The sequence below is a fragment of the Empedobacter sp. UBA2044 genome, from assembly GCF_002333005.1.
Classification (GTDB): Bacteria; Bacteroidota; Bacteroidia; order Flavobacteriales; family Weeksellaceae; genus Empedobacter; species Empedobacter falsenii_B.
Map to the genome: position 1 here is coordinate 7,452 of NZ_DDBA01000060.1, position 21,781 is coordinate 29,232.

16 protein-coding genes are annotated in these 21,781 nt (G+C 32.1%); 8 read left to right on the forward strand and 8 right to left on the reverse strand.

The window, feature by feature from the left end; genetic code table 11:
- Positions 1-399: 399 nt before the first annotated feature.
- The 3 genes from B4E59_RS10905 to B4E59_RS10915 all read right to left on the reverse strand — a co-directional run bounded on the left by B4E59_RS10905 (position 400) and on the right by B4E59_RS10915 (position 4,573).
- Positions 400-1,254, reverse strand: a complete 855-nt coding sequence (locus B4E59_RS10905) for a tyrosine-type recombinase/integrase (protein WP_180905168.1) — start codon at positions 1,252-1,254, stop codon at positions 400-402.
- Positions 1,232-2,083 carry a tyrosine-type recombinase/integrase gene (locus B4E59_RS10910; protein ID WP_180905169.1) on the reverse strand — a complete coding sequence of 284 codons (852 nt, stop codon included), beginning with the start codon at positions 2,081-2,083 and terminating at the stop codon, positions 1,232-1,234. The genes B4E59_RS10905 and B4E59_RS10910 overlap by 23 nt, the downstream gene beginning before the upstream one ends.
- A 192-nt stretch (positions 2,084-2,275) precedes the next feature.
- Entirely contained in the window at positions 2,276-4,573 is a 2,298-nt protein-coding gene (locus B4E59_RS10915; RefSeq protein WP_291052936.1) for a CHC2 zinc finger domain-containing protein, read from the reverse strand.
- Positions 4,574-4,753: 180 nt separating this feature from the next.
- Between B4E59_RS10915 and B4E59_RS10920 the strand changes: the two genes are divergently transcribed.
- From B4E59_RS10920 to B4E59_RS10930, 3 genes are read left to right on the forward strand one after another with little or no spacing between them, the layout of a single operon-like run.
- Positions 4,754-5,101 (forward strand): helix-turn-helix domain-containing protein, encoded by a 348-nt coding sequence (locus B4E59_RS10920; protein WP_180905171.1) that lies wholly within the window; start codon positions 4,754-4,756, stop codon positions 5,099-5,101.
- A gap of 20 nt (positions 5,102-5,121) precedes the next feature.
- Positions 5,122-5,340: a DUF2683 family protein gene (locus tag B4E59_RS10925; RefSeq protein ID WP_291052939.1), complete on the forward strand. Its 219-nt coding sequence runs from the start codon at positions 5,122-5,124 to the stop codon at positions 5,338-5,340.
- Between the two features lies 1 nt (position 5,341).
- Positions 5,342-5,608 (forward strand): Txe/YoeB family addiction module toxin, encoded by a 267-nt coding sequence (locus tag B4E59_RS10930; RefSeq protein ID WP_180905173.1) that lies wholly within the window; start codon positions 5,342-5,344, stop codon positions 5,606-5,608.
- A gap of 444 nt (positions 5,609-6,052) precedes the next feature.
- Here B4E59_RS10930 and B4E59_RS10935 read toward each other — a convergent pair whose 3' ends face one another.
- The 4 genes from B4E59_RS10935 to proS form a co-directional block, all read right to left on the reverse strand.
- On the reverse strand, positions 6,053-9,433 hold the full coding sequence (locus tag B4E59_RS10935; protein WP_291052944.1) for a DUF6443 domain-containing protein: 3,381 nt from the start codon (positions 9,431-9,433) through the stop codon (positions 6,053-6,055).
- 10 nt (positions 9,434-9,443) lie between these two features.
- A complete protein-coding gene (locus B4E59_RS10940; RefSeq protein ID WP_291052947.1) occupies positions 9,444-12,776 on the reverse strand; it encodes a hypothetical protein in 3,333 nt (1,110 codons plus the stop codon).
- A 3-nt stretch (positions 12,777-12,779) separates the two neighbouring features.
- On the reverse strand, positions 12,780-14,291 hold the full coding sequence (locus B4E59_RS10945; protein ID WP_291052950.1) for a T9SS type A sorting domain-containing protein: 1,512 nt from the start codon (positions 14,289-14,291) through the stop codon (positions 12,780-12,782).
- A gap of 179 nt (positions 14,292-14,470) precedes the next feature.
- Complete coding sequence (proS, locus tag B4E59_RS10950; protein WP_291052952.1) at positions 14,471-15,949, reverse strand: proline--tRNA ligase; 1,479 nt, start codon at positions 15,947-15,949, stop codon at positions 14,471-14,473.
- 103 nt (positions 15,950-16,052) lie between these two features.
- Between proS and B4E59_RS10955 the strand changes: the two genes are divergently transcribed.
- Positions 16,053-17,381, forward strand: coding sequence for a hypothetical protein (locus B4E59_RS10955; RefSeq protein WP_291052955.1), 1,329 nt, complete (start codon positions 16,053-16,055; stop codon positions 17,379-17,381).
- A 21-nt stretch (positions 17,382-17,402) separates the two neighbouring features.
- Entirely contained in the window at positions 17,403-18,797 is a 1,395-nt protein-coding gene (locus tag B4E59_RS10960; protein ID WP_291052958.1) for an OmpP1/FadL family transporter, read from the forward strand.
- A 91-nt stretch (positions 18,798-18,888) separates the two neighbouring features.
- Here B4E59_RS10960 and B4E59_RS10965 read toward each other — a convergent pair whose 3' ends face one another.
- On the reverse strand, positions 18,889-19,644 hold the full coding sequence (locus B4E59_RS10965; RefSeq protein WP_291052960.1) for a head GIN domain-containing protein: 756 nt from the start codon (positions 19,642-19,644) through the stop codon (positions 18,889-18,891).
- Positions 19,645-19,757: 113 nt separating this feature from the next.
- Here B4E59_RS10965 and B4E59_RS10970 point away from each other — a divergent pair, with 113 nt between their 5' ends.
- From B4E59_RS10970 to B4E59_RS10980, 3 genes are all read left to right on the forward strand, one after another.
- On the forward strand, positions 19,758-20,522 hold the full coding sequence (locus tag B4E59_RS10970) for an exodeoxyribonuclease III (RefSeq protein WP_286495553.1): 765 nt from the start codon (positions 19,758-19,760) through the stop codon (positions 20,520-20,522).
- A gap of 10 nt (positions 20,523-20,532) precedes the next feature.
- Complete coding sequence (locus tag B4E59_RS10975; protein ID WP_291052964.1) at positions 20,533-21,060, forward strand: hypothetical protein; 528 nt, start codon at positions 20,533-20,535, stop codon at positions 21,058-21,060.
- Between the two features lie 82 nt (positions 21,061-21,142).
- Positions 21,143-21,616 carry a GNAT family N-acetyltransferase gene (locus B4E59_RS10980; RefSeq protein ID WP_280062073.1) on the forward strand — a complete coding sequence of 158 codons (474 nt, stop codon included), beginning with the start codon at positions 21,143-21,145 and terminating at the stop codon, positions 21,614-21,616.
- The last annotated feature ends 165 nt before the right edge of the window (positions 21,617-21,781 follow it).

A 21,781-nucleotide genomic window follows, 5' to 3' on the forward strand; every position in this document is an offset into this window, starting at 1 on the left:
TCTTGTAACTCTTTGCCGTTGTATTTGTATTCCTACATCCCTATACACTTCAAATTTCCAACACTTCTTCAGTTTTTAATGAACGCTTCATTATCACTCAAATATAATAAATTTCAATTGAAAAAAAAGATTTTTTATAGGATAAGCCAAGCCATTTTTCGGTTTTTATTTTTCCCTTCTTTTTTGCTGTCCTGCTTTTTGATACAAACAGACATTCACTCCGCGCTCCCCGTTCATTTACGGCAGCAAAAAACAAGGTAAGCTATTTAACATAAAATTCCGTTCATTATAGGCGTTACAGCCCATAATTTATTTTATGTTTTCGCTCCGCAAATAGCCAAAATAACCCCGAAAAATGGCTTGTTTCGTTGTGTTTTTTTTCAATTGAAAGAAAAAGAACTATTGTAAAGGATGATGCTTGTCGATAGCATCTTGTAAGGCTTTGATTCCGGATTGTTTGTATTTCTCGGTTGTGTCCAGAAATTTATGCCCACAAAACAGCTGAACTGCCCGTAAATTATGCCCTTGACTGAGTAAATTAGTAATCACACTTTGTCTGATTTTAACTGAAGTTAATCGCTTATCAACTCCTTTTTGATAAGTCGATAACAGGTAATTGATGTCGTCTGCGGTGGTTGGACTTCCTAATTTATTGAGAATAAAATACGGTTGTTTTATTCGCTCTAATTCTGGTCGATCTTCCTGTAAATACTGATAAAATAAAAGGATTTGTTCTGCTTTTAAGGGCAAGGTTCTACTGTTGGTCATACCTGTTTCTCGGATGTAAATTTCTGCTTTTTCGAGGTCGATATCTTCGAGTAGAATTTGGGTAATTTCCTTGACCAAAACGGCTTGATGAACGAATAAACTCAGTATAATTTGATTGCGTTTGGCTAAAATAGGATAACGTTCTTTTCGTGGTTCAAGTAAGGTTTTCAGTTCTTTATCCGTCCATAAATCCTGTAATTGTACGGCTGTTGGTTTTGCATCCCGAAGCTTGATAAAGTGTGCAGGATTATCTTTTCTGACCTCTATTTCAATCAGATAATCATAGTATTTTTTGAGGGCATAGACCACACGTTTAATGGTTTTGGGTTGGTAACGATTTCGTAAAATCCCGATGTAGTGCATCAGCTGTGAATAGTGGCATTTTTCGTGATTTGGAAAGTGTTTTTTGAACCGATTGATCTCATATAAATAATTGCTAACAGTGCTTTTATGTAACTGTTTTTCAAGATAATTTTCTAAAGTCATACGGTTTTATTTTTGTGTAAATCTGTGTGGTACGCAGTAAATCATGTCCTAAAAAATCCCGAACCATTTCAACGGTCATTTCATTTTCAAGTAAATGTGTGGCAATGCTATGGCGCAGATTGTGCAAGCTAAAGCCTTGTTTATCTAATCCCGAACGTTTTAAAACACCACTAAAAACAGTGTAAATCTTGTTTCCGCTCATTGGTTTTCCGTTTGGATAAAGCAGTAAAATGGATTCATTTTCTCGTCTTTTTTTGGTTGTAATCAGGTACAACTTAAAATCCTCTACAAGCTTTGTTGTAAGCGGAATAACACGTCTTTTTTTTCCTTTTCCACTTCGAACATACAAACGTTTTTCAGTCAAATGAATATCTTCTACCGACAACTTTTCGACTTCTGTTCGCCTTAATCCACAGCCGTAACACAGGTTTAAAATCATCGTTTCGTCCAACGTTTCACAATTGCTGTAGAGTAGGGCAATTTGGTCGACACTTAAAACAGCTCGACTTTTATAGGCTGAACGTTTGATTTTTAACGTGTAAGGCGTTTTGATGAGTTGTTTTGTACGCAATAAATAGGCAAAGAACAAGCGAATCGCAAAGAGTTGAGAATGAATATAACTGTTACTTAATGGCTTTTTTCGACGGCTACTAATCACCGTTTTCAAATGAAAATAAAAAGCTTCAATATGATGACTTTCAATGGTTGTGATGAGTTGATGAGAATGCTCAAACAGGGCTTTGACGTGTTTAGGATAGTTGTCGACTATGTTTTTACAATAACCTAATTGCTGTAATTCTGTTCTAAATTCATCGAGTATATCTTGCATAACTATGACGGTTTTGTTCACATTGGTTTTTATTGTTTCTTATGGTGTTTACGAATCACTTCGTTAGATTTGAGGTTGGCTACTTTTGGAACATGGAACAATGGGATAGATTTAAGATGTTAGATTTTAGATTTCAGATAGTTAAGTCTAAATTAATTGTTCCAAGATTGTTCCCTATTGTTTCAGTGGGTATCATAACTGTTCTATTTGCTTCAAAATCTTTTCTTTAATGGTTTGCCTTAACTTTTGGTAATCATCCCAATAATCCACTCGATAAGCAATTTTACGCAAGTTTCCTGCATATTTACTGGTTAAGTATTCGAGTTCAATTAAGCTGTTCATGTAGCGTGAACACTGCGCTTTGCTCATGTTAAACGCCAAACGGATTTCTCGTTGAGTAAAGTCGATTTCAGATCCATTGCCATTTTCTTTGTGTGCTTTTTTAGCTAAATAGGCTTTGAGTTTCTCAAAAAACTGACGCAAACTCCCGTCTAATTCATCGACTTTCAACACAATACTTTCAAAGAGAACTTCCGTTGCTTGCTTTAAATCTTCCACCTGTGTGATTAATTTTCCATCATCTGTCAATTGTCTGTTTTGCTGATTAATCAAGGTAATTTGACGAACGATGCTTTGAAACATTTCGTTTAATCGTCTGATTTTATGCACTTCTTCGGGTAATTCTAATCGTGTTGCAAACGGATTAATCACGTGATACGGGACAAGATTTCGGATGATATGTTGAACATCATGTTTGGTTTTTTCTTCGGATTGATGACTGACTTCGCCTGCATATTTTTGATTTTGATAGGCGATAATTCGGCGAGATTGTTCCTTACTTTCATCCACCGCTAACAGAAAACTACGGCTCATATTATCTTCGTAAATCTCGCTTTTTGTGGTAGCAGACAGTGAACTAAACACGCCACGAACTTCCTTTTTAACCGCTTTGATGTTCCCTTTTTTATCCTTGATAGAAACTGAACTCGATAAACGTTGGTTGCTGATTAATTCACGCATGGCAAACATGGCTTCTTCTTTTAAACCGTCTAAATCCTCGATAATTAGAAGCTTTCCGACTAATTCATATTCGCCCCAATTGTACAAACTACTTTCGGTAATTCGAGTAAAACGAAGTACATCTTCTTGTGGCATTAAATCGGCTATTTTACTGATTAAATGCGTTTTTCCACTGCCCGAACTTCCTTGTACAATGGCGTGGAGTGGATGTTTGGTTTTGTATGAACTTGCAATGATAAACAGTAATAATCGGCTATCCTGTTCGCCTACAATTCCGCTTTTCTCGATTAAATCATTCAACTGAAAAAATAAATCGGTTGTCATTTTTGGCTGTTCCAGAGGTGTTGGTACAGTTTCTTTTTCAATTGAAAAAGAAGGAGTAGAAGAAGAAAAATCAATTGATTTTCTTTTCTCTAAACAGCCTAAAACAGTGGCTTCATGGTAAGCGGTTAAGGTTTCGTTGACGTCTTTATCAAGCCATTCTACCGTAGAAAATGCTACTTTTAGATGAATCGTCTGAAGTAATTTTGCATACTTCAATGTCGCTGTTTGCCCCGCTTCATCTGTATCAAAACAGAAAATAATTTCTTCCAATTCATTTAGATTTTTGATTGCAGAAAGGATTTCGTTTGTTAAGCCATTCGTTCCAAAACAAGCAAGTATTTCATATTTTCGTAATTCTAAATTCGTACTTCGTAATTGGAGTAATGAAGCTGCATCAATAATACTTTCGGTTAAAATCAATTTTTTGGTTGTTGAACTTGGATAATTTGGATAAACTCCAGAACGATTTTTTAAGTAATAATGGTGAGCAGTGCTCACAGACGATTTATTCTTTTGACCACTTATAATCGATCTGAAGTAAAATGATACGGTCTGCCCGTGGCAGTTTTTGAGCGGAAAAACAAGGGATTTATTTCCGAATGGTTTATAGGATTGTCCGCCTGTTTTGCTGTTTGTTCCGTAGGGAATTAATAAGCCTAATTCTACACATTGGTTGATTAATTTCTCGTCTTTTCTCGACCCGTGATGGAATTGTCCCGAGTTAAAACCGACTTCTAATTCATCCACATTTAAGGCTCTGGAATGGCAATAGTTTTGAGCGGGTTCACTGCATAATAATCCTTTACGGAAACTTAGAAACATCTTTTGTAGAAACGCTGAATGGTCTGCGATTTGAGGAATGCGGTTTGGTTCGTTTACCGCAAAACGCTCTTCGCCAGCCAAACTTTTACACTTGTTTAGTGCTTCGTGTTTGCTCAATTTCTCATAATCTTGCACAAACTGAATGACATCGCCTGTTTTGGAACACGCATGACAATTGTAAAAATTCTTTTCCAAATTAACCTGTAAACTTGCCGTCTTATCCGAATGAAAAGGACATTTCAGCATATTGTTCTTAGGTTCTAATCCGTAATGATGTAGGATTTGAGATAATGATAAACGAGATTTTATTTCTTGGATTTTCATTTGAAAAAATAATTAAAAAATTTTTACTAATCGTTTTCGCTTACAAACTTAGCGTTTTTGATTTTTAAAACAAATTCTTTTTGCTTTTTATTTTTCAACTGAATTAGTTATTTCACTAACTAAATTGTAATTTTGTAGAGTATATAATACATACGCAGTATGTTTTAAAGTTTATTTGCTATGGAAAATTTTGGAAAAAACTTGAAAGAATTAAGAAGCGGAAAAGGTTTTTCGCAAGAAGTGTTTGCTTCTAAGATTGGAGTTCACGTGACAAATCTTTCTAAATACGAAAGAAATATTTCGATTCCATCTTTAGAAGTAGCGGAAAAAATGGCGAAAATTTTGTCAATTTCTTTAGACGAATTAGTTTACGGAAACAATAAAGCAGATGCTATTTTACAGGATAATCAGTTGTTGAATTTATTTGCAGAAACACAACAATTAAATGATAATCAAAAAAATACAATCAAAGATTTATTAGAAGCTTTTATTTTAAAAAATAATCTGCAAAAACAATTAGCAATTTAATTACTTAAAAAAATTAAATGATGGCAACACAAGATATTTTTATTTTTGAACCCGATACATCTGAACAAGCAAAAGCTTTGAAAGCCTTTGCTAAAGCTCTAAAATTAAAATTTGAGATAAAAGAAAGTCCTTATAACCAAGAGTTTGTAGCTAAAATTGAAGAAAGCCAAAAACAAGCGAAAGAAGGTAAAGTTACACGTGTAAGAAAAGAGGATTTAAAAGATTTTTTAGGCTTATAAGATGGCTTTTGATTTAGATTTTACCGACAAAGCAAACGAAGATATCGGGCGTCACAAGAAAGCTGGTAACAAAGCTGTACTTAAAAAGATGCTTGTTCTTCTTGAGGAACTGACCGAACATCCTTTCTCTGGAACAGGAAAGCCAGAGCAACTGAAACACAATTTATCTGGTTTATGGTCGAGACGAATTAATCAAGAACACAGACTTGTCTATGAAGTGGAGCAAAATACTGTAACTATTCATTCTGCTTTTGGGCATTATTTATAAAATAACAAAAGGCAAACAAACGTTTGCCTTTTGCTTTATTGAGAATGTTGGGTTGTTTTCCGGCAACACATCTGATACACTACCATTATTTTGATTTTAGTAATTCAACACTATATACAAACGATACAAAGCTAATTGTTATATAAATTAACAAATATAGGTAACCTATAAAAGAGGATTGAAAATTATAAACTTCATACTGCTTTTTTCTTATATAGTTATTTATAATTAAGAATAATCCTAAACAAAATAAAATAACTGGAATAATATAATTTTTATTAGGATAATGATTCTTCATTAGAATATAATTTATTAATGTTAAAATATTCATCCAAAGCATTATTGTGAAAAATACTGATGTTGTAAATGTTGAAACATCTTGATTACCTACTTTTTTTTGGAATTCAATAAAGTGGAATATGATGTAGTTTAAAATTTTTTTCATTATTGAGTGGGTTTTTCAAATAGATCCTTACCTGATGAATATTCATATATTGCCTTACCTCCAAAATAAATCAAGGAGGCTCCTGCACCAAATGGTCCTAAAAAACCTACACCGCTCATTATCATATCTACAGTAAACTCCGTGCCAGAGATTTGACCTGAGCCATACTGATAAATTGATACAACAGCACCTACTCCAGCTAAAGCATTTCCTGATATTTTAAGAACTTTTGCAGCTGATGCAACTTTTGAAGTTTTGATTGCTGAATTTAAAAGTGATGTTCTATAACTAGGACGAGTATATTCATCTAAAATTGTAAAATTAACTGTAGATTTAGTTTTAAGAGCTTTATCTAAATAAGATGTAGTTTTGGCAATTCCTTGTTCTAAACCTAAAGAAGTCAAATCATAATATTTATTATTTAAAATACCATCAATAAACTCATATTGAGGTATATAACTATTCGTGTTAGATTCTTTTTTATTACTATTTGTCACAGTAGTTTCAGCTAGCTGTATTACTGCACTTACAGTATTTGTTTCAGTATCATAAACATATTCATTATTAGGATCATCAATAAAAGGTTTAAATTCTGGAGTTTTTGGACAAGTAGGGCAAGTTTCAATATTTTGTTCAAATAAGCCAGTTGGATCAGAAAAATAAATTGGATTGTTAAAAGAGAAACGATAAGGAGTCCAATCAGGCATTACTTCAGCAAGTCCATCCTGAGACATAAATCTACCTATTGAAGCATCATAATTTCTGAAGTCCATAGCAGTCCAATTAAGACCTAATTCTTCTTGTAACTCTTTGCCGTTGTATTTGTACTTATAGTTAGTATTTGCAAGATTAGTATTGTTGTATCCCTTATGCTTTAACCCAAACGGATAGTAATTGTTTTCTTCTAATACTTTTAGCGTACCATTTGCTTCTTTTTGGTAACTCAATCGTACATTTCCAAGATGATCAGTGTAATTGTAAACATAATTAAAAGTTGTACCTCCAGTTACATTCACATACCCCTCAGCTGTTGGAAAAAACTGTAAACTGTTATTTACGTACTGAAAACCTCCTAAATAATCGGTTGTGGTTACTGTAGCTCCATCTGTTACGACTTTTCTTAACTTAACTCCACTTGCATCGTACGTGTAATTAATCTTTTTAGATGCATTCCAAAGAACTTCTGTTGGTAAATTTAAGTAATTATAACTAATTTTTGTTATTCCTTTGTTTTTATCTACTGTTAAATTTCCGTTTACATCGTAAGCATAATCATTTCCTACTTTATTCCCATCATTAAAACCTTCTGTTAACGTCGTTGCATCGGTTACACTTAATAGCTTGTTCGAGTTTGTTTGGTACACATAACTCAAATTATCTATCACTGGAGCATTGATTATCTCATTGTTCCCATTTCGAATAATTCCTGTAATATTCCCATTTTTATCGTAACCTTTGATTGTTTCATTGTATGCATTAATAGCCTCATTAGTGTTTTTTAGATAAATGCTATTCATCAGGCGATTTAATCCATCATACTCAAAACTATAGCTTCTTGTATTAAAATCAATTGTTTTCCAGATGATTTCTGCAATGTTACCATTGTGTAGTTTTTTTACAGCAGTATTATTTGTTACTCGAGTTAACTTATCATAATTCAATCGAAACGAAAATAAATCTCGATAAGTTGTTGTTTCTGTTACATCTACATTATTAATATCCGTCATCCAACCTCTTATATTGTACTTATAATCTACCGTTTGCAATGGTGTTGTAGCTACAGAATTTCCTACCTTTTTAGACGTTAATTGATTGATTTCGTTATACGAATTCTGTACAATATATTCTTTCGCTCCACTGTTTATTTGATGCGTTTGAGATTTTAATAACTCATTTGGATAATACACAAATTCATCCGTTAATGTTAGTTCTGTACTTGCTGCTAATTGTTTGTGTTTTGTGATTGTTTTGAGTGGTTTTCCTCTAAAATCTAAACTTGAGGCTGTATTGGTATAACCGCCTAAATAGTTTGTAGAAGCGATTGCGACAGGACGAATATATTTTGCATCGTAATAGGTATAATTTTTAGCCCATGTTGTAGTGCCTAAAACATTAGTAAAGCTTGCTACAGCCAATCCTTTTGTTTTGGTATCTGTTACTCCTATGACACTTTGTCCATCTATAGAAGAAGGAGTTATACCTAAATTTGTATACTCATCGTAATAATTAATCGTTGTTATCTTTGTAAAAGATGTTGGATAGGCAACATTGGTATATAATCCATTTGTGATTCCATTATTCGCTAATCCTCCAGATGTTCCTCTTGTTTCATGATAAACTGTTGCTGTATTATAAGCTGACTGTAGCGTAGCCCTAGCTGATGTGGGTAAAGTTCCTGTGTAAACAATTCGATTAAATTTATCATATTTTGTGAATATCCACTCATTTTGACTATCTCTTGTTGCAACTAATCGATCCAATTTATCATACACCATAAACTCTCTTCCTTTGCCAGGAAGTTGTTTTTCAACTAAACGATTTTTATCATCGTATTGGTATTGATAACCTAATTCAGCCAAATTAGCTGTATAATTAGCTAATACTGTTGTTCCTACTTCTACTAATTTTGGTGGTATTACATAGGTCAGATTTCCATAAATATCATACACATAATAGGTATCATGATTTCCTGATGAATTTGTAGTTCCAGTTATTGTAGGTATATTAATTCGTTTTAAAATAATTTTCCCTTCCTTGTCTTTAAACTCTTGGATAGGTTGACCATTTTCATCTGTTGTAATGGTTTTATATAAACTTCCTGCTGTATAATTTCCACTTAAAGTTAGAGTTGGTACAAATGCAGCAGATAAAGTCACTCCAAACTTTTGTACTTTATCAGCATCAGTATTAGTTGCATAATCAAATTTAATTTCATTCGCTCCTTTTTTCCAAGAATTTCCAGGTGCTGCTTGCGCTAGTACTCTATTTAAAGGTGAATTTTCAAATGTTTTCTCAGAAAAAGGCGTGGTATCTCCAGTTAAAGTGGAATAAAATGTATTACCATTAGTTGCAGCGCTTACAATTGTATTGGTGGCAGCTGTAATTGGAAAGGGTAAATTTTCTTTGGCTTGACGACCAAATCCATCATATTCTATTTGTGTGACAATTGTTTTTCCTGTTGGCGAGCCTGCTACTTGCAAAGCTTGTTTTTCGCGTCCTAATCCATCAAAATAAACCACTGTTTCTTTTTTTGTGACACAAGTGGCATCTAAACATTCTTGTGTTTTGATAAAATTTTCTGTGGTTGTTTGGGCTTGAATACAAGTACTTCCTAATGCTAAAAAAGTACTATAAATTAGTTTTTCATAAAAGTGTTTCATAGATCTAGCATTAAGGTTTATAGTTGTATTGGAAGGTTTTAAGCGTTTCTCCTTTATCATTTACGATAGATTGTAAACGATTTGAAGCATCATAATTATACTTTTCAGCTACTCCATTTGGTTGTATAATTTGAGTCACTCCAACTAATGGTTTATACAAATACCCTGTTACCATAGCATCCTTATGGGTATTACGTAAAGTTGTAATCGCAGCCAACAAGTCGGCATCTGTTGTTTTGGTATTTAACGTTGTGATCGTTGCAGCATTAATTTGAGATAAAGCAACGCCTTCTAATTTAGCAACTGGATATTGATTGTTATACCCCCAAATAATGGAAACTGGAAGTCCATTTTCTAAGGTATATTGCGTTAAATTACCTTGGTTGTCATAGCTGTTATACGTTATTTTACGATCTACAGCTGTTGTTGTAGCTCCTTTTTTAGCGTAAACAAATTCTGGTAAAATTAGATTACCGTTTGTTGTAGGGAAATATTTATACAAAGTTCGTTGTTCAGATAAAACAGTAGACCCATTTTTAGATTTTGTAATAACAGGTGTAGCAATCATATTACGATTCACCATTTCTTGCATTATCGGACTTTGTTCGTAACCACTTATCAAATCTGAAGGGTATTGGTATTCAGCAGTTAGTGTTTCACCTTTGCTGTTGGTTGTAGATTGTTTTGTTAATTGTAAATGATTTGGACTATCATAATTATAATTTGTTTCTGTTGTAACCGTACCACTTGATAGGTATTCTTTGGTGGTTTGTTTTGTTAATTTAGAACTAAAGACATAATTATAATAATGACTTACTGCATTTCCACCTTGAACTCCACAAAATAAAGAGAAACATCCATCTTGTGTATTATAATATTTACCAGTATTATATTCAGGTCTTAAACGTTCTTTAGTAACAGGATATATTCCTGGTTCTATATTGTAATTATTAAATTTAGTTGAACTCTTAATTTCGTATTCATTATTAGATTCTTTAATTAATGATTGGTTTGAATTATAAATTTTAGATTTTATTAATTGATTGGCATTCCATTGGTTATTAGATGAATTTCTATTATATATTGGGTGTTGATTTAAAGACTGACTATCATCGGTAATACCCGATATATTATAATCTTCCTCAATAAAGCCATTATTTTCAATATTTTTTGTAATATATTTATACTTAATACGATCTATCGTAGAATTAAAAATATCAGAAAAATTATCAGTACTATATAATCGATTATAACAATTAAAATGTTCTGCTGAACTATTACCACTGATAGCAAATACAGCAGAAGGGGTACATTTCCAAGGGTTGTATATAAAATCGTGGACTAAACTTGTTTTTAAATTGTTTAAATTTTGTATGTTATTATAGTATATAGTTTTACTATTCTCTAAAGTATTTCCATTATAATCTTTGATAGATTTAATTCTTGCTCCACTGTAATTTACATTCTCTTCAACTTGATTAACAGTTTTATTGTATTTTAAAGTTAAATTAGCAGATACATTGTTAACTATAGAATTTGTACTAAGAGTAATTCTATATTTTGAGTTATTTGTAGTTGTTATAGGGGAAATAATATTTTCTCCATTCATCTCAAATCCATTATTAGTTTTTAGAAAACGATCATATCGTCCATTAAATGTTAAAATAGTTTGGCTTGTAGTTAAATTTTCTATAGTTAAACTATATGTATCATGAAAATCGTTTACGTTTACACCATCACATCTATTCACATTCATTGATGAGTCAAATGAAATATCTTGACCATTACTAATAAATTCAAAAACTTGTGTATCACTTTGACTACTGTAAGGTTCACAGTTCCTTTTAACTACATATAGATTGTTTGTTAAAAAAACATCTTTGTTAACTAATTCAGTAGTTGTATTGTTTTCATAAGTTAGTTCAGTATAACCTTTTGTAGGATAAATAATTTTAGTTAATACTCCGTATTTTGATTTATAAAGGTCAACGTTTCTATTAGCTATTTTATCTCCAAATACAGAAATAAATTTAGTCATTGATGCATCCTCATTATAATGAAAGTTTGATAAATAAGAATATGTATTTGAATTTGAATAACCATATAAATCTATATTAGAGGAAAGACGATCAGATAAAGAATTAATATTATCATATTCAAATGAAAATTTAGAATCATTGATTGATAGATTATTTAAAAATAATCTTTTTTTATATTCATTAACATCTGAAGTATTTGGACCTGAATAGACATAATTAAATAAAATAGGTATTGAAGTATTATTTTTAGATATATTAATACTATTTAATTTATATCCTGTAGTGTAGTCTAATCTATTATCGTAATTAAAAGAAACATTAATGTTTTTAGAACTAATATTTTTTAAATATTTAGCATTATTTGATTCAAAATAAGAAGTACATTTTTCAGATTTTTGACTTATTATTTCACCTGGCAAATTATTATTTCCATATGTTATTGAATAGCTCTCTGAATAATTTAAAGGGTATGATTTGTATAAATTATCATATATAAAATCAATATTATTATTTTTAGAGTCTTTTATTTGCTTTAAATACCAAGTAGAATTTGGTTCTCTAGAATAGCTTTTGGAACAATTTGTTGTGATTTTTGTAGTTTCAACAAAAGCTTCTTCACCTCCAAATTCATAACTAATACCATCCGGTGTAATAAAAGTAAATTTCAGATAATATTTATGAGTAGTAGGGTTTTGTATTTTAATAAATGAAGCTTTTATATCAGGATTTTCATTAATATAAATTACACCATTATCAATATAAAATGTACCACTGTATCCATTAAAATTAAAATTAAAAACATCTTGTTGAGAATCAATTAAATTAGGTTCTCCTTCCAATCCATTAGCAGAATATATCTTTCGATATATGTCGTAATAATTATTTAAGTATTCATTATCTGTAAAATTTCCAGACAATGCTGTTTTCATTAAATCTTTGGAAGGTCTTAACAATTCAAATCCGCTATCTTCATCAGGAAGTCCCTTCACAACACGTGTAATCATTCCTCCTGCATTTAAATTCCATCCCATTCCTACCAATCCTGCAATATCATTAACTTTTACACCATCTGTATAATAAGTTAAATTTAAATTTAGATTAATATCTCCATTTTTTAATGAATAAATTGGAATCTGATGACTAAAACCACCTTTATTTCCACTTATATCTAAATTTCCATTTTTTGTAAAAAAATAATTTTCTAAAGAAGGAGGTGTAACTTCTGTACTAGGAACATAACTATTTTGCTGAGCATAAGTATAAGACAAAGCTAATAAAGCAAGTAGCACTATATTTTTCTTCATGTATTACTTTTTAATAATTTTAATAGATTCAGTTTGGTTATCGTGGTTGATTTTTAGGATATAAACTCCACTAGGATAGTTTCCTAAAGAAATTGGTGTAGAACGGTATTTCACGTCTTTTGATTGTAGATGTTGCCCTATTAAATTATAAACGTCAACAGATGCTTTTTTGAAGTCTTTATTGATTAAAATATTCACCACATCTTGGGTTGGGTTGGGATAAGCTTCTATAAATACACGTTTGATATCATCTGTATCTTTTCCTAATTTCACTAAATAAAAATCAGATTGACCTTTATTTCCTTTGGCTTGTTGTGTAGAGTTTCCAAATAGTATAATTGACCCATCACGAGTAGTGATTGCTTTTTCAAGGTAATTAAATCCTTTTTCTCCAAAAGTTTTAGACCATTTTTCTGTTCCATTTTCATCAAATGACTTTGTGATGTAATAACTTTCAATAGAAGAAGTTGTCGTTTTTTGTTGTAAAGTTGAGATTTGATTGGCTGTTAAAATAAACGTATCATTAATGGATTGAATTTCTGTGATGGATAAATCTTTTTGTTCTTCTATTTTGGTTGTTTTGTGAGGTTGAAGATTCAAATCTGTTTGAATAATTTTTGTCTGAATTTTACTCCCATTTTTTTCATTAATAGCAAACAAATAATTATTCTCTTGTTCTTGAAAAGAAATCAAAAAGTTTTCAGCATTTAAACCTAAATTATTCTCCGAAATAATTTCTCCTTTTTGATTAATTTCGACAATCCAAGTTGAATTGAATTCATGATCAATTGTTTTATTGCCACTTGCTGGAGAATTAGAATTTCCAACCAACAAAAATCCTTTTTTAGTCTCAATAACTGATTTTAATTTATCATCAAACAATCCTCCAAAGGTATTTTCCCAAAGAAGTTCTCCTTTTTCATTTAACTTGATAATGTAGTAATCATTTCCTCCAAAATGTTTACTTTTCTTTAGTTCAGAAGAAGCAGTATTGGAATTTGAAGCAATTAAATAACCTCCATCATTGGTTCTAATCACATCAACAGGAATATCATTTCCATTTCCTCCAAAAGAATTTTGCCATTGTAGTTTTCCCTGTGCATCAATTTTTATCACCCAAATATCTTCAGCTCCTTGATTATTGGATGTTTTATCTCCTGATTTTGATGATGTAGAAGCTCCTGCTAAGATATACCCTCCATCAGCAGTAGGCTTAGCCGTATATAAGAAATCTGAACCGTTTCCTCCAAATGAATTTTGCCATTCTTGCTTCCCATTTTCATCCATTTTCCAAATGAAATAATCTAAACTTCCTTGATTTTTCTTTTGGATATCTCCTGTTGCATCAGAAGCAGAACTGCCTAAAATCAAGAATCCATAATCAGGTGTAGAAATAGCATTATAAAGATATTCTGCTTGTTCTCCTCCTATAGATTTTTCCCACAACACATCTTGTTGTGCTGATAGCCCATACATAGAAAATAAACAGAATACCGACAGTAGAGTTTTTCTCATATATGTTAGTGTTAATTAGTAATCGAATATACTCCTTTTTTTGTAAATGATTGATATTTAACAAAAAAATAATATTCTGCTATAGTAATTACGTTTAAAAGAATTGCACGCCAAAAAACATTAAAATAAAAAAGGAGCTAATTAATAGCTCCTTTTTTATTTTTGATATATCTTAAAATTTAGTACGCTTTTGCATATAAAACTCTGTATTTTGCTGGTTTTCCAGAGAAAACATCTACTCCTTCAGTAGGCGTTTCAAAAGCTTGAGGAATACAACGAATTGTTGCTTTCGTCTCATTTTTTATAGCTTCTTCTGTTTCTTCTGTTCCGTCCCATAAAGCTGAAACAAAGCCACCTTTATTTTCGATAATATCTTTGAATTCTTCAAAAGTTGTTGCTTCTGTTGTGTGAGTATCTCTAAAATCTGACGCTTTTTGGAATAAATTAGTTTGAATATCTTCTAACAATTTTTCCACCTCAGTTGACACATCATCCAATGCAATAAATTGCTTTTCTAATGTATCGCGGCGAGCAACCTCAACATGACCTTTTTCTAAATCTTTTGGTCCAATTGCAATACGAACAGGAACACCTTTCAATTCGTATTCAGCAAATTTCCAACCTGGTTTCGTTTTATCATCATCATCAAATTTGATCGAAATTCCTTTCGCTTTCAATTCAGACGAAAATTTATCCACCACTTGACGAATTTCTTCTAATTGTTCTTCTGTTTTATAAATTGGAACAACAACAACCTGAATTGGTGCTAATTTTGGAGGTAATACTAATCCTAAATCGTCAGAATGCGTCATAATTAATGCACCCATCAAACGAGTAGAAACTCCCCAAGAAGTTGCCCAAACATATTCTTGTTTTCCTTCTTTACTTGCGAATTTTACATCAAAAGCTTTTGCGAAGTTTTGCCCTAAAAAGTGAGAAGTTCCCGCTTGTAAAGCTTTACCATCTTGCATCAACGCTTCAATTGTGTACGTATCATCTGCACCTGCAAAACGCTCAGAATCTGACTTTCTTCCTTTTACAACTGGAATTGCCATAAAATTCTCTACAACATCCGCATATACTTCTTGCATTTGTTGCGCTTCCGCAATTGCTTCTTCTTTTGTTTCGTGAGCTGTATGCCCTTCTTGCCATAAAAACTCGGCAGTTCTCAAAAACAAACGCGTACGCATTTCCCAACGAACAACATTTGCCCATTGATTAATCAGAATTGGTAAATCGCGGTACGACTGAATCCAACCTTTGTATGTACTCCAAATAATTGCTTCTGAAGTTGGACGAACAATTAATTCTTCTTCTAATTTTGCTTCTGGATCTACAATTAATTTTCCTTTATTATCAGGATCATTTTTCAATCGATAATGCGTTACAACCGCACACTCTTTCGCAAAACCTTCTGCATTTTTTTCTTCGGCTTCGAATAAACTTTTAGGAACAAATAAGGGGAAATAAGCATTTTGATGACCTGTTTCTTTAAATCTTTTGTCTAATTCTGCTTGTAGTTTTTCCCAAATAGCATAGCCATATGGTTTGATCACCATACACCCTCTAACCTTCGAATTCTCAGCTAAATTTGCTTTTACAACAAGCTCATTGTACCACTTAGAATAATCCTCAGCACGAGTTGTTAATTTTGCCATAATCTTTTATATTTGTTGATAAGTTTCGTATCTTTACTTGGCATAAAAATTGCCTTTAAATTTATGCAAATTTAATTATTACAAACGATGTAAATTTATAATTATGAACAAAGTTTATAAAATTTCTAATAAAATTTCTGCAACTACATTAATTCTTGTGGCTGCATTAGGAATTTCATCTTGTTCGACTTATCAACCAAGTGGTTACGAAAGCGACGGAGTTTACTATAATCCGAAAACAGATAAAACCTATCAACAAGCTCAACTACAAGATGGTAAAGAGCAAGGAGAACAAGAAAATAAAGGGGAAATAAAAATTGGTAGTCCATACTTCGATGCAGAAGGAAATGGTGCTGAACAATTTTATTACCAAGATGATGTTGATAGCACAAATGATAATACTCAATCTAAATCAGCAACCAAAGTTAAAATTAACGGATATGGTTTAGGTGGTTACAATTATTTTGGAAACAACGACTATACATTAACTTATAACGGATCGAGTAATTATGACTGGGGACGTAATGATGGTGTAGAAATTAATATCTGGAACAACTATCCTTGGTACAATTACGGATGGGGAGGTTTCTATAATCCATATCGTTGGGGATATTACAATCCTTGGTATGGTGGATGGTACGGAAACGGATTTGGTATTTCATTCGGATGGGGATGGAACGATCCATGGTATAATGGATATTATGGTTGGGGTTGGAACAGACCTTACTATGGTGGATATTATGGAGGTTACTACGGATGGAATAACGGTTGGGGTTACGGATATCCTGGTTATTATGGATATGGATACAATCGTCCAAGAGGAATTTATTCTCAACCAGGTTACAGAAATGGTGGTCGTTTAAATAACACCATTAATTCTACTCGTCCTGTTGGAAGCTTAAATGGTAGAAACAAACAAATCTCTACAGGTTTAAGACCAACTCGTGATAATACAATTAACAATACAACACGTCCAACTCGCGAGGTTAGACCAGGTACAGACCAAAGTCAAATTAACGGAACTCGTCCTACAAGAGAGGTTAGACCTTCTGTTAATCAAGGACAAATGAATAATACACGTCCAACTCGTGAAGTAAGACCAAGTGTAGACCAAAGCCAAATTAACGGAACTCGTCCTACAAGAGAAGTTAGACCTTCTGTTGATCAAGGGCAAATGAATAACACACGTCCAACTCGTGAAGTAAGACCGGCACAAACACAACAGCCTACTTACAACACAAGACCGACTCGCGAAGCTCAACAATACCAACAACCAACGAGAAGCTATGAAAGAACAAATAGCATGAACAATTCTCGCCCATCATATTCTACACCTTCTCCAAGTAGAGGTAGTAGTATGAGTAGCGGAAGCATGGGAGGTGGTTCTCGAGGAAGTAGCACAGGAGGAGGCTCTCGTGGTGGAAGAAGATAACTAGATTTAGATCATATATAAATGAAAAAAATATTATTAAGCCTTTGTACCTTAGCTGGTACATTGGCTTTTGCACAACAGAACAAAGGATACGAAACTCAGTATTCTACAAATGCTATAAATTTATATTCGCAAGATATTAACAGCGGAAATGCTAAATATATTGGTGTTGGTGGAGCTGTTGGTGCATTAGGAAGTGACATTACTTCTGTCGAGCAAAACCCTGCTGGATTAGGAGTAGCAATTAACTCTGATGTCCAAGTAACAGCTGGTGTTTCTACTTTTAGCAACAAAACTAATTTCGGAACAAATATCAAAGAATCTGAAAGCAATTTTGATTTCCAACAATTTGGAGGAACATTTGTTTTTGCAAATGAAGCTTCAAAATGGAATCGTTTTACAGTTGGTGTCGCTTATCTTAATCAGCGTTTAGACAATTATTCATCAATTGGAACAAATGAAGGTATTAAATTTTCTGAACCAAATGGAACTTTCAATGGTTACATTAAAGATATTGATGGATACAAATCTAAATTCTCTGTTAATTTAGGAACAAGTTATGATGACAAAATTTATTTGGGGTTTGGATTAAACTTCCACGAAACTAACTATTCGGGTTACGAACAATATGCAGAGCGTGATGACGAGAATGGAAAAACCTACGTATACAATGCAGATGGAGCTCCATATAGTGAAATTGGGCAAGGATTTTCTTTCTCTTTAGGTGCTATTTATAAAGTGAATCACAATGTACGTTTAGGTGCGGCTTATCATTCTCCAGTTTGGTACAATGTTTCGGAAGATTATTATGCAGCAAACTTCATCAATAACGGAACTGCTGTAGATTCTTATTATATGTATTCTTCTGATTATGATATGACTCGTGGTGGACGTCTTGTAGGAAGTTTAGGTTTTGTTGTTGGTAAAAATTTATCTCTGGGTGCTGATTATACGTACCACATGAACAATGATACAAAATTAAAACCATCACAATATTTTAATTCTTCTAATAATTTTATCAATGATTTTGTAAAAAATTCAAGTGAAGTTAGAGTTGGTGCGGAATACCGTGTAGATCGTTTCAAAGTAAGAGCGGGTTATAATTATATAACTTCTCCTTACAAAGATTTTACAATGGATATTGCAAACGAAAATAATGTTGTGACAAATGCAGCTGTTTTATCGAAAGCATTTCAAGGAGATATCAATCGTGCAAGTTTTGGTTTAGGATATGATTTTGGTGGATTCTATATAGATGCAGCTTATCAATATCAAACGCAAAAATATCAACAATTGATTGGTGGAACAGATTATATTAATACTAATAATGAATTTGTTTCTTTACCTAACACTTACGCTCCAAAAGTTAAATTAAACAACAATTTATTCTTATTGACATTAGGTTGGCAATTCTAATAAAGAAAATAGATATAAAAAATCGGATGAAATTCATCCGATTTTTTTGTAGTACTAAATATTAACTTATCATAGTTTTAAACAAAAACTATTAGTTTATTCTTTTGATAGAAGACATTCCAGAAGTGCTCACTTTCGTTTTCAAACCATTTTCGTCTACATAACGAACAGAACTCGCTCCAGAACTATCAGCAGTCAAACTATTCACAGCCCAAACTGTTGTAGAACTTGCTCCAGAACAATCAACTATTACATTCGCAGCTTTCAATTCTTTTCCAATAAACGAAGAAGCTCCTGAAACTGAAATGTTTAAATCCTGTACATTTCCAGAAATTTTCATACTTGATGCACCAGAATTATCAACCGAAATAGAATTCGAAACCACATCTAATTTTAAATTACTAGCTCCTGATAAATCAACAGCCATTTTTTCTACTTTCTGCGTTGGCAAAACGGTAACACTCGTTGCACCTGATAGATCAAACGAACGTAATTTTTGATGAGGGAATTTAATTTTAATAGAAGAATTTTTCAAGTTTACGGTTCCATTAATTTTCATCACCAAAACACCATTTTTCACTTCAGTCGTGATTCTATTCATAATATTATCTGGCGCTTCAACAGAAATTTCACCATTATAATTACCATCAGAAACAGTAACACTTATTGCACTGCTTACATCAATTCCTTCAAAAGAAGATATCTTACGCATTTCTGTAATTGTATTACTACTTGCCTCTACTCGGTCTAAATAATTAGAAACTGGCGATTTAGAATTTAAATCTACCGAACAGCTCGCAAATCCTAACGAACTGAATATTAAAATTGGAAGAAAAATGTATTTCATATTGATGTCTTTTATTATATAGACGCATTAACTTCTAAAAAGTTACAAAAAATATTCACTTTATTCAAATTTCTAAATCAATCCGTCATAAATATTTAGTAATTTCGCTAACTATGAAAATCATCAGTTACAATGTAAATGGAATTCGCGCTGCGATGACTAAAGGTTTGGTTGAATGGTTAGAAGCTGCACAACCAGATGTTTTTTGTATTCAAGAAACAAAAGCAATGCAAGAACAAGTGGACACAAAACCGTTTGAGGAATTGGGTTATCACATTTATTGGCATGCAGCGGAGAAAAAAGGATACAGTGGAGTTGCTATTTTCTCGAAAATAAAACCTAATCATGTACAAATAGGAACTGGAATAGATTATATTGACAAAGAAGGTCGCGTTTTGAGACTTGATTTTGACAATGTTTCGGTAATTAGTTTGTATTTGCCAAGTGGAACAAATATTGATCGATTAGATTTTAAATTACAATTTTGTGAAGATTTTAAAGATTACATCAAAGAACTTAAAATCTCTCATCCAAACATTGTAATTTGTGGCGATTATAACATTTGTCACGAAGCAATCGATATTCACGATCCTGTTCGTAATGCGAAAGTTTCTGGTTTTTTACCTGTCGAAAGAGAGTGGATGACTGCTTTTCTTGATGAATGTAATATGATTGATTCTTTTCGTTATTTTGTAAAAGAACCTCATCATTACTCATGGTGGTCTTATCGTGCAAATGCGCGCAACAATAACAAAGGTTGGAGAATCGATTACAATATGGTGAGTAATACATTAGAAAAAAATATGACGCGTGCAACGATTTTACCAGATGCAAAGCACTCAGATCATTGTCCTGTTTTATTAGAATTAGACGTTTAAGATTATATAAATGAAAAAAATTGTACTTTGTTGTTTAACACTTTTTGCAATTGCAAGTTGCGTTCCTCAGAAACAACACCAAGAATTGGAAGCTAATTATTACAGAGCTTTAGACGATCAATCAAATACATCTAAAGATTTGACATTAGCTAATTTGAAAATCGAAACTCTTGAAAAAGATTTAGCAAAAGCTAAAAGCGAATTATACATCAAAGATACAGCTTTGACAAATGCGCAAGCTATGATTAGAATGGCTCAAAAAGAACATGATACTAATTTGCAAGAATTGTATTCTGCATTGAATAGTTCTGGAGAAAAATCAAAACTTTTCTATACTCAATTAAACGAAAAAGAAAAGCAAGTTGCAGAATTAACTCAAAAAGTAAAAGATTTAGATGCTAAGATTGATCAAAAAGATACAGAAATCTTCAATCTAAAAAGACAAATCTTAACACAAGAGATTAATCAAAAGGTTTCGGAAGCAACAGCTACGCCTCCTAAAACAACAACTCCAGCAAAAACTGGAACAAAAAAATAAGCAATAAAAAGTCTTACACCAAAATGTAAGACTTTTTTTATTCTCCAAATCGAAGTAACTTTGCAACAACTAAAAAGTTTTAATGAAAGTTATTTGCGAAACAAAAAGTTTGGTCTTACGAGAGTTTTTTGAGATTGATGCATTCGAATTATTTCAATTAAATTCTGATAAAGAATTGATGAAAATCGTCAACGAAAAACCGTATAAATCTGAAGACGAAGCGAAGTTTTTTATCGAAAATATGGAGAAACATTACCAAGAACATGGTTTTGGTCTTTGGGGTGTTCACGAGAAAAAAAGCGGACGATTTGTTGGTTGGGGAGGTTTGCGTCAAACGAAATATGGCGCAGTTATCAACATTCGTTTGAAACGCAAATTTCAGAACAAAGGTTACGGAACAGAAGTTTTGAATGCAATTGTTGATTACGCAAAAAATGAATTGAAATTAGATAAAATTGCTGCAAAAGCAAATGCAAATCAACCCGAAACGTTGAAACTTTTACAAAAATCTAAACTTCAACAATCAGAAGAAAACGAATTAATTTTTAAATTATAATACAAAACACCTTTTACTTAACATAAAAGGTGTTATAAAGTATAGACTATATTATAAACTAGAAGTGTTTGGTTTATTATATTTTTTTTTTAAAACAATATAAATATATGTAAAAGTTATAATTATCAAAGGAACTAATATTATTTTGTAATCTTCCCCTTGTTA

Excerpts from the sequence above, each read along its gene's own strand:
- B4E59_RS10905 (WP_180905168.1), bottom strand. The coding sequence starts at position 1,254 with ATGACTTTAGAAAATTATCTTGAAAAACAGTTACATAAAAGCACTGTT.
- B4E59_RS10910 (WP_180905169.1), bottom strand. The coding sequence starts at position 2,083 with ATGCAAGATATACTCGATGAATTTAGAACAGAATTACAGCAATTAGGT.
- B4E59_RS10915 (WP_291052936.1), bottom strand. The coding sequence starts at position 4,573 with ATGAAAATCCAAGAAATAAAATCTCGTTTATCATTATCTCAAATCCTA.
- B4E59_RS10920 (WP_180905171.1), top strand. The coding sequence starts at position 4,754 with ATGGAAAATTTTGGAAAAAACTTGAAAGAATTAAGAAGCGGAAAAGGT.
- B4E59_RS10925 (WP_291052939.1), top strand. The coding sequence starts at position 5,122 with ATGGCAACACAAGATATTTTTATTTTTGAACCCGATACATCTGAACAA.
- B4E59_RS10930 (WP_180905173.1), top strand. The coding sequence starts at position 5,342 with ATGGCTTTTGATTTAGATTTTACCGACAAAGCAAACGAAGATATCGGG.
- B4E59_RS10935 (WP_291052944.1), bottom strand. The coding sequence starts at position 9,433 with ATGAAACACTTTTATGAAAAACTAATTTATAGTACTTTTTTAGCATTA.
- B4E59_RS10940 (WP_291052947.1), bottom strand. The coding sequence starts at position 12,776 with ATGAAGAAAAATATAGTGCTACTTGCTTTATTAGCTTTGTCTTATACT.
- B4E59_RS10945 (WP_291052950.1), bottom strand. The coding sequence starts at position 14,291 with ATGAGAAAAACTCTACTGTCGGTATTCTGTTTATTTTCTATGTATGGG.
- proS (WP_291052952.1), bottom strand. The coding sequence starts at position 15,949 with ATGGCAAAATTAACAACTCGTGCTGAGGATTATTCTAAGTGGTACAAT.
- B4E59_RS10955 (WP_291052955.1), top strand. The coding sequence starts at position 16,053 with ATGAACAAAGTTTATAAAATTTCTAATAAAATTTCTGCAACTACATTA.
- B4E59_RS10960 (WP_291052958.1), top strand. The coding sequence starts at position 17,403 with ATGAAAAAAATATTATTAAGCCTTTGTACCTTAGCTGGTACATTGGCT.
- B4E59_RS10965 (WP_291052960.1), bottom strand. The coding sequence starts at position 19,644 with ATGAAATACATTTTTCTTCCAATTTTAATATTCAGTTCGTTAGGATTT.
- B4E59_RS10970 (WP_286495553.1), top strand. The coding sequence starts at position 19,758 with ATGAAAATCATCAGTTACAATGTAAATGGAATTCGCGCTGCGATGACT.
- B4E59_RS10975 (WP_291052964.1), top strand. The coding sequence starts at position 20,533 with ATGAAAAAAATTGTACTTTGTTGTTTAACACTTTTTGCAATTGCAAGT.
- B4E59_RS10980 (WP_280062073.1), top strand. The coding sequence starts at position 21,143 with ATGAAAGTTATTTGCGAAACAAAAAGTTTGGTCTTACGAGAGTTTTTT.